The 13814-nt window shown below is 70.1% G+C and carries 10 protein-coding genes; 8 read left to right on the top strand and 2 right to left on the bottom strand.

All coding sequences use genetic code 11. The annotated features are described in order from the left end of the window. The first annotated feature begins 2 nt into the window (after positions 1-2). Genes VZL07_RS00275 through VZL07_RS00250 form a run of 6 tightly spaced genes read left to right on the top strand, consistent with a single transcriptional unit; the run spans position 3 to position 5820 of the window. Positions 3-875: a CheR family methyltransferase gene (locus VZL07_RS00275; protein ID WP_426753222.1), complete on the top strand. Its 873-nt coding sequence runs from the start codon at positions 3-5 to the stop codon at positions 873-875. Continuing rightward, positions 872-1909 (top strand): protein-glutamate methylesterase/protein-glutamine glutaminase, encoded by a 1038-nt coding sequence (locus tag VZL07_RS00270; protein WP_426753220.1) that lies wholly within the window; start codon positions 872-874, stop codon positions 1907-1909. Before VZL07_RS00275 ends, VZL07_RS00270 begins: the two co-directional genes overlap by 4 nt. A 40-nt stretch (positions 1910-1949) precedes the next feature. Then, positions 1950-2330: a response regulator gene (locus tag VZL07_RS00265; protein ID WP_426753218.1), complete on the top strand. Its 381-nt coding sequence runs from the start codon at positions 1950-1952 to the stop codon at positions 2328-2330. Positions 2331-2346: 16 nt separating this feature from the next. Continuing rightward, on the top strand, positions 2347-3096 hold the full coding sequence (locus VZL07_RS00260) for an ABC transporter ATP-binding protein (protein ID WP_426753216.1): 750 nt from the start codon (positions 2347-2349) through the stop codon (positions 3094-3096). Continuing rightward, entirely contained in the window at positions 3093-4823 is a 1731-nt protein-coding gene (locus VZL07_RS00255; protein WP_426753214.1) for a putative ABC exporter domain-containing protein, read from the top strand. The genes VZL07_RS00260 and VZL07_RS00255 overlap by 4 nt, the downstream gene beginning before the upstream one ends. Before the next feature lie 52 nt (positions 4824-4875). Next, positions 4876-5820, top strand: a complete 945-nt coding sequence (locus VZL07_RS00250) for an NAD(P)-dependent oxidoreductase (RefSeq protein ID WP_426753212.1) — start codon at positions 4876-4878, stop codon at positions 5818-5820. Positions 5821-5894: 74 nt separating this feature from the next. Here VZL07_RS00250 and VZL07_RS00245 read toward each other — a convergent pair whose 3' ends face one another. Then, positions 5895-7238: a RagB/SusD family nutrient uptake outer membrane protein gene (locus VZL07_RS00245; RefSeq protein WP_426753210.1), complete on the bottom strand. Its 1344-nt coding sequence runs from the start codon at positions 7236-7238 to the stop codon at positions 5895-5897. Positions 7239-7241: 3 nt separating this feature from the next. Then, complete coding sequence (locus VZL07_RS00240; RefSeq protein WP_426753208.1) at positions 7242-10304, bottom strand: SusC/RagA family TonB-linked outer membrane protein; 3063 nt, start codon at positions 10302-10304, stop codon at positions 7242-7244. A 386-nt stretch (positions 10305-10690) separates the two neighbouring features. Between VZL07_RS00240 and leuS the strand changes: the two genes are divergently transcribed. After that, a complete protein-coding gene (gene leuS / locus VZL07_RS00235; protein ID WP_426753206.1) occupies positions 10691-13192 on the top strand; it encodes a leucine--tRNA ligase in 2502 nt (833 codons plus the stop codon). A 12-nt stretch (positions 13193-13204) separates the two neighbouring features. Next, positions 13205-13807, top strand: coding sequence for a hypothetical protein (locus VZL07_RS00230; RefSeq protein ID WP_426753204.1), 603 nt, complete (start codon positions 13205-13207; stop codon positions 13805-13807). Positions 13808-13814 lie beyond the last annotated feature (7 nt).

Below are 13814 nucleotides of genomic sequence, written 5' to 3'. Positions count from 1 at the left end.
TCATGGCACGCTTCGACGACGGGCGACCGGTGATGTCGGACGAGGAGTTCCGCCTCCTGCGGGACCACGTGTACTCGCACTGCGGCATCCTGGTGCACGAGGACATGAAGTTCGTGATGGAGCGCAGGCTGTGGCCCCGGCTGGAGCTGCTCGGGCTGCCGGACTACGGTGCCTACCACCGCTACCTGCGCTACGACGCCAACCGGCACGCCGAGCTGGAGGCGGCCGTCGAGTCCCTCACCACGCACGAGACGTACTTCTTCCGAGAGCCCACCCAGCTCAAGGCCTTCACCGACGAGCTGCTCCCGCTGCTGGAGCAGCGCAACGCGCGCCTGAAGCGGCTCCGGCTCTGGTCGGCGGGCTGCTCCTCCGGGGAGGAGGCCTACACGCTGGCCATGCTCCTCAAGGACAGCCGCCGCTTCGACGACTGGGACGTGGGGGTCCATGGCACGGACATCTCCCGGCGCGTGCTGGCCATCGCGCGGCGCGCGGAGTACGGGCCGTCCGCGCTGCGCGCCACCTCGCCGGAGCTGGTGGAGCGCCACTTCGTGCAGCTGGCCCACAACCGGGTGCGCGTGCGAGACGAGGTTCGGGCCTGGGTCTCCTTCGGCCATCACAACCTGCTGGACGAGGTGGGCAGCCAGCTGGTGCCACGCATGGACGTGGTGTTCTGCCGCAACGTGCTCATCTACTTCGACCTGGCGGCGCGCAAGAAGTTCCTGCGCATCGTCAGGGAGCGGCTGGTGCCTGGCGGCTACCTGCTGCTGGGACACTCCGAGAACCTCCTGAACCTGGGCGCGGACTTCGAGTTCGTTCACCTGCGCGGGGACCTGGTGTACCGGAAGCCCGAGCTGGACGACGGAGCCCGCCGATGAGCCCGAAGGACATCATCTCCGTACTGGTCATCGACGACTCGGCCCACAACCGCCGCACCCTGTCCACGATGCTGGAGTCGGAGCAGGACGTGCGCGTGGTGGAGCATGCGGTGGACGGCGAGGACGGGCTGAAGAAGGTGCTGGAGCTGAAGCCCGACGTGGTGACGCTCGACCTGGAGATGCCGAAGCTGGGGGGCTACACGTTCCTCCGCCTGCTGATGCGCACGGTGCCCACGCCCGTCATCGTCATCTCCAGCTACTCGCACCGCTCGGATGTCTTCAAGGCCCTGGACCTGGGCGCGTTCGACTTCATCGCGAAGCCGCCGCGGCCGACGTTCGACGCCATGGAGGCGCTCCGGCGGGAGCTGCTGGAGAAGGTGCGCGCGGCGCGGCACATGCGTCCCGGACATCGGCACGCGGCGCCCGGCGCGCGCGCCATGGCGGTGGCGGGGGAGCCGCCCATGGTGGTGGCCGTGGGCGCCTCCACGGGAGGGCCGCCCGCGGTGCAGCGGGTGTTGGAGGGCCTGGCCGTGGAGCCAACGCCGTGCGTGCTGGTGTGCCAGCACATGCCGCCGCAGTTCACCCGGGCCTTCGCGGACCGGCTGGACCGCATCGGGCCCTTCACGGTGACGGAGGCCAGGGACGGGGACCTGGTGCAGCCCGGGCACGTGTACATCGCCCCGGGCGGGCGGCACCTGGTGGTGTCCGAGCGCGGCTCGAAGCTGGAGCTGCACACGCCTCCGCCCACGGCCGTGGACAAGTACGCGCCCAGCGCGGACCGCCTCTTCACCAGCGTGGCGCAGGTGCTGGGCCCCAAGGCGCTGGGCGTGGTGCTGACGGGCATGGGGGCCGACGGGGCGGAGGGCGCACGGGAAATCCACCGCGTGGGGGGCGAGGTCTGGGCGCAGTCCGAGGACACCTCGGTGGTGTTCGGCATGCCGGGCGAGGCCATCGCCACCGGGGCGGTGAATCGCGTCATTCCACTGGGAGACATCGGCGCGGCAATCGCGGCGCTGGCGCGGCGGCGGCGCTGAAGCGCCCGGCGCGGCCCGTGGGTGCTAACCTCGGCGCCCCATGACGCAGCAGATTCGAGCCCTGGTGGTGGATGACTCGCAGGCGATGCGGCGCAGCATCATGTATGCGCTGCAACGGCTTTCGGGCGTGGTGTGCACCGAGGCACAGGACGGTGCGGAGGGTTTGAAGAAGCTGACACAGGCGCGGTTCGACCTGGTGCTCACCGACATCAACATGCCGTTGATGGACGGGCTGAAGCTCATCAGCCACATCCGCCAGGCCTCCGAGCACCGGAGCGTGCCCATCATCGTCGTCACCACGGAGGGCGCGGCGGCGGACCGGGAGCGCGCGATGAAGCTGGGCGCGAGCGCGTACCTGGTGAAACCCGTGCAGGCGAAGGTCGTGCTGGATACCGTTCGGAACCTGCTGAAGTTGGATTGAAGGTGAGCGCGCACGAATGGATTCCGTCCTGCGGGTGGAGGGCCTGGAGAAGACCTACGGCGAGGTGAAGGCCGTGCAGGGGCTCACCTTCGAGGTGGCCCCGGGGGAAGTCCTGGGACTGGTGGGGCCCAACGGCGCGGGAAAGACGTCCACGCTGCGGTGTCTGGCGGGCATCCTTCCGCCGTCCTCGGGTCGGGTCCACGTCGCGGGACACGACCTGGCACAGGCCCCGGTCGAGGCGAAGCGCGCGCTGGCCTTCCTGCCGGACGAGCCTCGCTTCTTCGAGTACCTCACGGTGTGGGAGCACCTGAACTTCACGGCGCGCCTCTACGGGGTGGAGGACTGGGAGGCGCGAGGCCGGGCGCTGCTGGAGGAGATGGAGCTGTCCGGCAAGGAGAAGGCGCTGCCGGGCGAGCTGTCGCGCGGCATGAAGCAGAAGCTGTCCATCGCGTGTGGCTTCCTGCACTCGCCGAAGCTCATCCTGCTGGACGAGCCGCTCACCGGCCTGGACCCCATCGGCATCCGGCGGATGAAGGCGTCGCTGCGGCGCCGGGCGGAGGAGGGGGCGGCCCTGGTGCTGTCCTCGCACCTGCTTCCGCTGGTGGAGGAGCTGTGCCACCGGCTGCTCGTCATCGCGGGCGGCAGGGCCATGGCGCTGGGCAGCCTGGAGGACATCCGCGCGCGCCTGAGCGGCGCGGATGAGGCACAGGCGTCCCTGGAAGAGCTCTTCGTCCGCATCACCAGCGCGGGAACGCAGGCGCCGTGAGCTTTCCGCGGGCGGTGGCCTTTCTCTGGGCGGCAACCTGGCGCAACCGCATCCGCCGGCAACTGGAGCGGCTGCGCAAGCCCCGCTACCTCCTGGGCGCGCTCGTGGGCGCGGCCTACCTCTACTCCGTCTTCTTCCGGCGCCTGGACTTCCGCGGGCCCGTGGGCGGCGTGTCCGAGGGCGTGCGGCTGTTCGCCGAGCTGTCCCTGGTCGGCTCCGCCCTGGGGACGCTCGTCGCCGCCTGGGTACTGGGGCGGGACAGGCCCTCGCTGACCTTCTCCGAGACGGAGGTCGTCCAGCTCTTCCCCGCGCCCATCCCCCGTCGGGCCTTGCTTCAATACAAGCTGGTGCGAGGGCTCCTGGGCACGACGCTGGGCGCGCTCTTCGCCACGCTGTTCCTGGGGCGAACCATCAGCCCGCACCCGGTGCTCTTCTTCGTGGGGGCCTGTCTGGCGCTGGGCACGCTCTACCTTCACTCGACGGCGGCGTCCTTCGTCCGCACGCGGCTCGCCGCGCGAGGTACGTGGGGCCGCGTGATTCGCTGGGGCGCGGTGGCCGTCGTGCTGGGCCTCGTGGCGCTGGCGGTGCTCAGCTCGCTGCGAGCGCACCCGGTACCGCAGGACCTGTCCTCGGGGCGGGCCCTGCGTGCCTGGCTGCAGGCGCTGATGGACTCGCCGGGCGTGGGCGCGGTGCTGTGGCCGGGGCAGCTGCTGGTGGCGCCCGCGCTGGCGCAGAGCGTGCGCGAGTTCCTCACGGCCCTGCCGCCCGTGCTGGTGCTGCTGGCGGCGCACTATGCCTGGGTCTTGCTGGCCGAGGTCCCCTTCGAGGAGACAGCCGTGGTGCGCGCCGAGTCCCGCTCGCGCGAGCGCATGCTGCGGGCCTCGGGACGCATGACGCGCGTGGGCGCCATGACGCTGAGCCGGCCCCCGTTCCGTCTGCAGGCGCGGGGCCGCCCCGAGGTGGCCATCCTCTGGAAGAACCTCATTGCCCGCAAGCGGATGGGGGGCGGGTTCGCGGTGTTCCTCGTCTTCATCGTGATGGGGGGCGCCATCGCCGCGATGATGGGGGACACGCGCATGTTCACGGACACGCGGCGGGTGCTCGGGCCGGTGGCGCTGACGCTGGCGGTGACGCTGACCGTGGTGGGGCCCAGCGCGTTCCGCATGGACCTGCGGATGGACCTGCCCAAGCTGGACCTGCTGCGCGCGTTGCCACTGACGGGACGGCAGGTGGTGCGGGCCCAGCTGGCGGCCTCCGCGCTGGCGGTGGGGGCGTTCCAGCTCGCGCTGCTGGCGGTGGCGCTCGTGCTGGGGCCGGGAGTGGAGGCGCCCCGGCTGGGGGCGTGGTGGTGGCCTGGTGGCCTGGCGCTGGCATTGCTCCTCCCGGCCATCTCCCTGGCGGGGCTTTTCGTGCAGAACGCCGCGGTGGTGCTCTTCCCCGCGTGGGTGCCAGCGGATTCGGGCGAGCGTGCGCGCGGGCTCGAGGCGATGGGGCAGCGCCTGCTCGCGGTGGTGGGCACGCTGGTGGTGACGCTGGTGGGGTTGATTCCCGCGAGCCTCGTGGCGCTCGTGGTGGGCCTGCCGCTGTCGGCGTTCCTGGGGCCGTGGTCGCTCCCGGTGGCGGCGCTCGCGGCGGCGGGCGTCCTCGTGGGGGAGGTGGCCCTGGGCGTCATCGCGCTGGGGCATGCCTTCGAGCGCCTGGACGTCTCCGAGGACCGTCCGGAGTAGGTCGCCTTCCGGGGGCGCGCGCGTTCGCTCCTGGACGGGCGCGCGCTTTGCGGTGGTGGGCCTTTCGTGGGCGGACTATCCGGACCGCTTCCGGGAGGAGACCCACATGAAGGTTGGATTCATTGGGCTGGGGAACATGGGCCTGCCGATGGCGACGAGCCTGCACGCGGCGGGTCACGCGCTGGCGGTGTGGAACCGCACCGAGGCCAAGGCCGCGCCGCTGAAGGACCAGGGGGCACGTGTCGCCCGCTCGCCCGCGGAGGCGGCCCGCGGCGCGGACGTGGTGTTCAGCATGTTGGCGGACGATGGCGCCGTGTCCTCGGCCGTCTTCGGGCAGGACGGGCTCCTCGCGGGGCTGGCGCCGGGCGCCGTGCATGTCTCGTCCAGCACCATCTCGGTGGCCCTGTCCGAGAAGCTGGCGGAGGCCCACGCGAGCGCGGGACAGCGGTACATCGCGGCACCGGTGTTCGGCCGGCCCGCCGCGGCGGCGTCGAAGCAGCTCTGGGTGGTGGCCGCCGGGCCGAAGCAGGACGTGGAGCGCTGCCGCCCGCTGCTGGAGGCCCTGGGGCGTGGGCTCACCGTGCTGGGGGAGAACGCCCCGGCCGCCAGCGTCGTGAAGCTGTCGGGCAACTTCCTCATCGCCTCGATGATGGAGGCGCTCGCCGAGGCCTTCGCCTTGACGCGCAAGTCCGGCATCGAGCCGAAGGCGTTCCTGGACGTCTTCCAGTCCGTGTTCGCCCGCTCGCCCATCTTCGAGGGCTACGCGAAGCTCATCGCGGAGGAGAAGTACGAGCCCGCGGGCTTCAAGCTGCGGCTGGGCCTCAAGGACGTGGAGCTCGCCCTGGGCGCGGCCCGTGCCGCCGAGGTGCCCATGCCGCTGGCCAGCCTGGTGAGGGACCAGTTCCTGGGCGGCGTCGCGCAGGGGCACGGGGACCTGGACTGGTCCGCGCTGGGCGCGCTCGTGGCGGAGCGGGCCGGGCTCGAGCGAGGCCGCTGAGTCGCGGCTGCGCCGGAGGCTCCAGGCGCGCGCGAGGAAGCCGTGCGCCTGGAGCCAGGACGGCTCACGAGGGACTACTGCCGGGCGTTCATCTCCGCCGCCGGGATGGGGAAGCGCTCATGGGGCGCGATTTCTGGATCCAACTCACGGGGCAGCGTGCCGAGCCGTCCATAGCGCCGCAGGTCGATCCACCGGTGGCCGCCCTCGAACAGGAGGGAGTACCGCTTCTGCTTCAGCAGCTCGTCCAGGGCGTTGCTCTCATCGATGTCCAGCCGCGCGGGCAGCCGGCCAGAGTTCGTGCGGATGAAGTTGAGGTCGTCCGCGGCCGGACCGAAGTTCCGGGCACCGATGTTGGCCTCCGCGCGCAGGAGGATGAGCTCCTCGTTGCGGATGATGGGCACGGGCGCGCTGTTGGTGGGGTAGATGCGGAAGCCCCACTCGGATGACAGCTTCCCGTCCGCCGCGGTCGCGGCCTCGGGCAGGCGCACGAGCTTGCGGGTGACGCGGTCATCCACGGCGCCGTCATCCTGGAGCTCCGCGTCGGTGACGATCGATGGGTGCGCGAAGATGTTGACGCTGATGAGGCCGTTGTCGGTGTCACCCGAGTTCGTCCCGAAGGAGTGATAGACGCCCAGCTCCAGCGGCGCGCTCGGGTTGAGGAAGGACTGGCTCAGCGCGGTGAGCGCCTCGGGGTAGAGGCCCCGGTACACGGCCACCCGCGCGGCGATTGCCCGGTTGAACTGCTGGAACGTCGCGGGCGTGTTGAAGCCAGCGAAGCCCGAGCTGAGCTGGAAGGCGAAGGACTCGCCCGCGTTGTCCAGGTGCGCCAGGCCCTCGTCGAGCAGCGCGGCGATGCGCTCGAACACGGCCTCCTTGCCCACGATGGGGGCCAGCTGACCGATGGGGAGGTTGACGTCGATGGGCGCCCCGTTCGTGTCGCGCGTGTTGACGACCACGAGGAAGTCCAGGGCCTGCATCGTCTTCGCGAAGCCGCGGATGCCTTCCTTCTCGGCGTCCGACGTGCTGGGGACCTTCTCCAGGGCGTCGAGCAGCGCGTTGGCGTTGCGGATGTTCAGGTAGGGCGAGGTCCAGTGATTGCCGCCAAACGCCGGGCCGCCGGGGTCCAGGGTGGGTCCCAGCAGCTCGTCCACGGAGCGCGGGTCCGCGGGGTCGAAGACGTACGCCTCGCGCCCGATGATGCCCAGCTGGGCCACGTAGCCGTTGAGCGCCGCGACGCCGGCGCGGTGGCCGATGAGCAGGCCCGTGGCGGCGGTGAGCACCGCGGGACGCGTGGGCCGCTCGCGGAAGTCATCGAGGCTGGGATTGTTCAGGTCGGGGATGTCCATGCTCCCGCAGCCGCTCAGGCTCAGGACGGCGCACAGCCCCACGAAGGCCTTCTTGGTCAGATGGATGGTCATGGTTCAGAACCCGACGTCGATGGAGGTCCAGAAGCTGCGGCTGGGGGGGTAGGGGGCCACGTCCACGTTGCGGGCGATGGCCTGGTTGCCGAAGTTGCTCACTTCCGGGTCCAACCCGGAGTAGCCGGTGAACGTGAGGAGGTTTCGGCCGCTGAGGCTGAGCCGGGCCGACTTCACCGCGGGAATCATGGACACCCATTCCCGGGGCAGGTTGTACATGAGCGTCACCTCGCGGAGCTTGAGGAAGCTGGCGTCCTCGATGTACGCGCTCGCATGCGTGCGCCGCAGCGCCAGCCGCTCGCGTCCCGCCGTCTCGTAGTCCGGTGACGTCCCGGCGCCGTCGAAGAGGTACCGCGTCAGGTTGATGATGTCGCTGCCCTGCTGCCAGTCGAACAGGAAGGACAGGCTGAAGTCCCGGTACTTGAGCGTGTTGGTGAATGACATGCGGAAGGTGGGCTCGGTGTCGCCAATCTTCCGGACAATCGGGTTGCCGTTCTCGTCGACGCCCGCGTTGCCGACAATCTGCGTCGCCGTCGCGCCCTCCTCGATGCGGAAGGCACCCAGGCTGGTGCCGAAGCCGCCGGTGAGGAACGCGGGCACGGGCAGGTCCGTCACCCGGCTGCGGTTGAGGGCGAAGGTGGCGCCGCTGGTCCACTCGAAGCCGCCGCGGAAGGGCGTCACCTGGAGCATGGCCTCGACGCCGCGGTTGCGCAGCGAGCCGCCGTTGAAGATCTGCGTGGTGAAGCCTCCGGACGGGGCCAGCGCCCGCTGCAGCAGCAGATCGCTGATGTTGCGCTGGTAGATGGAGACTTCCGCGACCACGTCGCCGCCGAACAGGAGGGCATCCACGCCCGCTTCGATTTCGCGTTGCCGCTCCGGCTTGATGTTCGGGTCACCCGCGATGCCGCTGCCCACCAGCCCCGGGTTTCCGGCGATGTTGCCGGTGGCCCGCAGGCCGTTGAACTTCATGCCGTACAGCGGCTGGTTGCCCGTCTCGCCATAGGCCGCGCGGACCTTGAACTCGTTCACCAGCGGGTGGAACGAGGGGACGCGGTAGGCCGAGGCCAGCTTCGGATACAGGAACAGGGCGTTGGGGTTGCCGTTGGCGCTGCTCTGCTCGGCGCGCAGCGCGCCCACCAGCGTCAGCCGCTCGTCCAGCAGGAGCAGCTCCTCCTGGAGGTAGTAGCCCCGGTCCCTCACCAGCGAGCGGTTCTGCCGCAAGCTGACGACGGTGCCGCTGTCCACGTTCGGCTGACCGGCGTTGAGGTTCTTGCTGACGATGTAGACGGAGTCGATGTTGCGCTCTTCGAACTGGACGCCGCCGGACGTGGTGGCCACCAGGCTGCGCGACGCGGGCTTGTAGGTGTGCACCAGGTTCAAGCCGGAGTTCAGGTTGCGCACCTGGCTGGTGCCGAAGAGGGACGAGCCGGGCAGCCCGTCATCCCGCGGCTCGAAGTTGAGCTCGGGCGGGAAGAAGAGCGAGTTCTCCTGCTGGAAGCGGTCCACGCCCGCGTTGGCCAGCACGCGCAGGTGGTGGGCCTCCGTCTGCCACAGGTGCCACGTCAGGTCGCCGGACCCGATGAAGCGCCACACGTCCTCGTCGTTCTTCACCAGCGCGGCCGTCTGCAGCGGGTTGGCGCGGTTCCGGAGGAAGGGGTTCTCCGGGTAGATGCCGTCCGAGCTGGCCTCCAGCGGGAGGAACTCCGGCGCGTACGGCAGCACCATGTAGTTGCTGATGCTGGCGTTGTCGTTGTTCGTCAGGCCGCGCTGGCCCAGCGTGTGGACCAGGTTGGTGGCGACGTTGACCTCGACTTTGTCTCCCAACTTCTGGCCCAGGTTGAGGCGGAACGACTGCTTCTCGTACCCGGTGTTGGCGATGATGCCTTCGTCGTTCTTCACCAGCGCCGAGGCGAAGTACTTGGTGTTGCCCGTGGCGCCGCTGACGCTGGCCAGCGTCTCCGAGGACAAATCGCGGCGGCCGGCCAGCGCGGACTCGTGGTCGAACCTGCGTCCCTGCACGTAGTACTGGGCCGCGGCCTCGCCGAACGCCTCGCGGACCTCTTCGACGCTCTCGAAGCGGCGGGTGCCCAGCTTGTTGGCCAGGGTGTACATGCCCAGGCGCTGGGTCACCTCGAACTGCGGCTCGCTGGAGCGGCCCCGCTTGGTATTGATGATGACCACGCCGTTGGCGGCCTTGGAGCCGTAGATGGCGGCGGCGGAGGCACCCTTGAGGACCTCGATGCTCTCGATGTCGTTGGGGTTGATGTCCGCGATGCGGTTGACCTGGTTGTCCTGGGTGGGGTTGGGGTTGGCGCCGCCCACGGACTCGGTGATGGCGAACACACCGGACGCGATGGCCACGTCACTGACGAGCACGCCGTCGATGACGTAGAGCGGCGCGGTGGAGCCATTGATGGTGGACACGCCACGCAGCCGCAGCTGGAGGCCGCCGCCCGGCGCGCCGCCGTTGCTCTGGATGTTGGCGCCGGCGACCTTGCCCTGGAGGGCCTGGTCCACCGTCTGGGCGGGGGCGCGGTTGATTTCCTCGGCGTTCACCGAGGCCACGGAGTTGGCCAGGTTCTTCCGCGCCACCTCACTGGCGCGGCCCACCACCACCATCTCCTCCGCGAAGATGTTCTCGAGCGCGACCTCCACGGTGCGCTGGTTGGCGCCCAGCTGGACCTCGCGCTCGCCGTAATCCTGGCTGGAGAAGAGCAGCGTCACCGGGCCCGCGGGGACGTTGGGCAGGGAGAAGGTGCCGTCCAGCTCGGTCTCCACGCCCTGCGTGGTGCCTTTGATGATGACGCGCACCAGGGGCAGGCCCTCGTTCGTGAGGCGATCCGCGACGCGCCCCTTCACCGTCCGCCCGGTGGCTGGTGCCGGAGCGGCGGCCGGCGCCGTGGCTGCCGGAGCGGGCGCAGGCGGTGCCGCGGATTGCGGCGCAACACCGGATGCGGATGTCTGTGTTTGGGGAACAGGCGCGGTGCTGCTCGCGTCCTGTGCCAGGGTTTCCAACGAGAAGAGTGCAAACACGCACCCCGGAATCAACGCCCTTCTCAGCGCCATTCGGACCTCACTCGCTGCGGATGGACGGCTCCCCCCCATTGCAGGATGCCGGTGAAGGGAATCGTCACTGGGTCAACGCGTGGCGGTCAACGGCATATCACTGCTTTTATTGCTAATCTTTGAATGCAGGTTGGCGAGAATGTTTGCCCTGCGCTGGAGCCTCCTCTGTGTTGCAAGGGAATGGCGCCCGGGTGGGCGCGCCGTGCGGGGTAGCGGCGTGGGCGGGTGCGCCGGTAGCGCGGTCCTTGGTGCGCCCACGAAGGTGGGCCGGCGCGAACCGGGAGGCCGGTCAGCCACTCGAAGGAGGCCCCGTCCGCTCGGAGCGGATCCGCCCCGGCGAGACTAGTTGCCCGGGGCACGTCCCTCCTCTAAGAGACTCGATAGATATGGCGATGAACGAGCGTTACGAGCCGCAGGCGATTGAAGGGAAGTGGCAGAGCCGTTGGGACGAGGCGGGCATCTTCCGGGCGGGCAGCCGCCCCGGTGCACCCAAGAAGTACGTGCTCGAGATGCTGCCGTACCCCAGTGGGAAGATGCACATGGGGCACGTGCGCAACTACCTGCTCGGGGACGTGTACGCGCGCTACTTCCGCATGCGGGGGTATGACGTGCTGCATCCCATGGGCTGGGACGCCTTCGGCCTGCCGGCGGAGAACGCGGCCATCAAGGATGGTGTGCACCCGGCGGTGCGGACCGCCGAGAACATCGCGTCCTTCAAGAAGGAAATCAAAAGCCTGGGGTACAGCTACGACTGGGAGCGCGAGGTCAACACGAGCGACCCGGCGTACTACCGCTGGAACCAGTGGTTCTTCATCCAGATGCTGGAGCGTGGGCTCGTCTATCGCCGCTTCAGCAAGGTGAACTGGTGCACCGGCTGCCTCACCGTCATCGCCAACGAGCAGGTGAAGGAAGGCGTCTGCGAGCGCTGCGACTCGCCCGTGGTGGACAAGGAGATGCCCGAGTGGGCGTTCCGCATCACCCGTTACTCGCAGGAGTTGCTGGACGCGCTGGATACGCTCAAGGAGTGGCCCGACCGCATCACCTCCATGCAGCGGAACTGGATTGGCCGCTCGGATGGTGCCGAGGCCGACTTCCGCGTGCAGGGCCATGACGCCGCGCTGCGCGTGTTCACCACCCGCGTCGACACCATCTACGGCTGCACCTACGTGGTGCTGGCGCCGGACCACAAGCTGGTGGCCCAGGTGACGACGCCCGAGCGCCGCGCGGAGGTCGAGGCCTTCGCGAAGCGCATGGCCGCCCAGTCCAAGACGGAGCGCCTGGGCGAGGGCACGGAGAAGGAGGGCGTCTTCACCGGCGCCTACGCGGAGAACCCGTTCACCGGGCAGGCGGTCCCCATCTGGATCGCCAACTTCGTGCTGAGCGACTACGGCACGGGCGCGGTGATGAGCGTGCCCGCGCACGACGAGCGCGACTTCGCCTTCGCGCGCAAGTACGGCCTGCCGGTGAAGGTCGTCATCCAGCCGGCCTCCGGTGAGCGGCTGCCGGCCGGTGAGAAGCTGGAGGCGGCCTACACCGAGTATGGCGTGCTGGAGGACTCGGGCCCCTACACGGGCCAGACGTCCGAGCAGGCGCGCCAGGCCATGGCCGCGGCACTGGAGAAGGACGGCAAGGGCCAGGCGACGGTGACGTACCGCCAGAAGGACTGGGGCTTCAGCCGCCAGCGCTACTGGGGCACGCCCATCCCCATCGTCTACTGCGAGAAGTGCGACCCGGACCGCCACGGCATCCCGGTGCCGGTGGACCAGCTGCCCGTGCGCCTGCCGGAAATCGACACCCAGGCGGTGCTCACCGGCAAGGGCGAGCCGCCGCTGGCGAAGGTGGCGTCGTGGGTGAACGCCTCGTGTCCGAAGTGCGGCGGGCCTGCCCGGCGCGAGACGGAGACGATGGACACCTTCGTCGACTCCTGCTGGTACTTCGCGCGCTACCTGTCACCGCACTACGACGCCGCGCCGTTCGACCCGAAGGAGGCCCAGCGCTTCCTGCCCGTGGACATCTACGTGGGCGGCCCCGAGCACGCGGTGATGCACCTGCTCTACTTCCGCTTCTGGACGCGGGTCATGAAGTTGCTGGGCCTGAGCCCGGTGGACGAGCCCGTCACGCGCCTGATTACCCAGGGCATCGTCAACGGCCCGGATGGTCGGAAGATGTCCAAGCGCTGGGGCAACGTGGTGGCGCCGGCCTCCATCGTCCAGCGCTACGGGGCGGACACGGCGCGGGCCTACGTGCTGTTCGCGGGTCCGCCGGAGCGGGACTTCGACTGGTCCGATGCCCAGGTGGAAGGCGTGTTCCGCTTCCTCAAGCGTGTCTGGGCGCTGGCCGCCACGCACCACGACGCCGTGGCGGGGGCGACGTACGACGGGGCCTACGAGGGCAAGGCCCTGGAGATTCGCCGCGCCGCGCACAAGACGCTCAAGCGGGTGGGGGAGGCCATCGAGCGCCTGTCCTTCAACACGGCCATCGCCGGCATCATGGAGGGCCTCAACGCGCTCTACGCGGTGGGGACGCCGGAGACGGACGCGGAGAAGGCCGCCATGGCGGAGGCCCTTCGGCTGCTGGCGGTGGTGCTGACGCCCTTCGCGCCGCACATCGCGGACGAGATCGCGGAGGCCTACGGCAGCAAGGACTTCACCGTTGCCCAGGCGTGGCCGGCGTTCGACCCGGCGCTGGTGGTGGATGACGTCATCCCCTATGCCGTGCAGGTGAACGGCAAGCTGCGCACGGAGATTCGCGTGGCGGCGGATGCGTCGGAGGCGGACGTGCGCGCCGCCGCCGAGGCGGATGAGAAGGTCCAGGCGGCCCTGGCGGGCAAGACGCTGCGCAAGTTCGTCTTCGTTCCCAAGCGGCTCGTGAACTTCGTCGCCACCTGAGTGGAGTCGCGAGTGCCGGCCGAGGTCCTCGTCATGTGCAGTGCCTGTGGGCGGCCCCAGTCGGCGGGCCGCCCGCGGTGCATTGCCTGCGAGGCCCTGTTGCCGGAGGCGCCGCTGCCCGGCGGCCCGGCACCTGGGCAGCCCTTCTTCGCCGCGGACCTGGGCGGGGGGCGCATGCTCTCCGGTGAGGGAACGCGGCTCTTCTACCAGCCGCACCCCTCGGTGATGGTTCCCCCGGTGGAGCTGGACTCGCTGCGGGAGGTCCGGCTGGAGTCGCGCTTCTTCCGGGAGGCCCTGGCGCTGACGGCCTTTGCCCTCCTGGGCTTCGTGGCCGCCGCGCTCGCGCTGAAGCTGTTCGCCTTCGGCATGGCGGCGCTGGGCGTGCTGCTGGCGCTGACGTGCCGCTCGCACGTGCTCATCCTGGAGCCGCGGCAGGGGAAAGCGGTGCATTGGCCCCTGGGCCTGGCGCGCCGGGGCTCTCCCCGGGACACCCGGCTGCTGGCCGCCTGGGGGGCGCTGGCGGAAGCGCTGCGCATCCGCGGCGTCGCCGCTCCAGGGGCCGAGGGGAATGGGCCATCCGCGCCGGACGCGTGGGGCGACGGCCCTCACGCTTGACGGGCGG

The sequence above is a fragment of the Pseudomyxococcus flavus genome (assembly GCF_050038885.1).
In the GTDB taxonomy this organism is placed as follows: domain Bacteria; phylum Myxococcota; class Myxococcia; order Myxococcales; family Myxococcaceae; genus Myxococcus; species Myxococcus flavus.
This window is presented reverse-complemented; position numbering and strand designations above follow the sequence as displayed.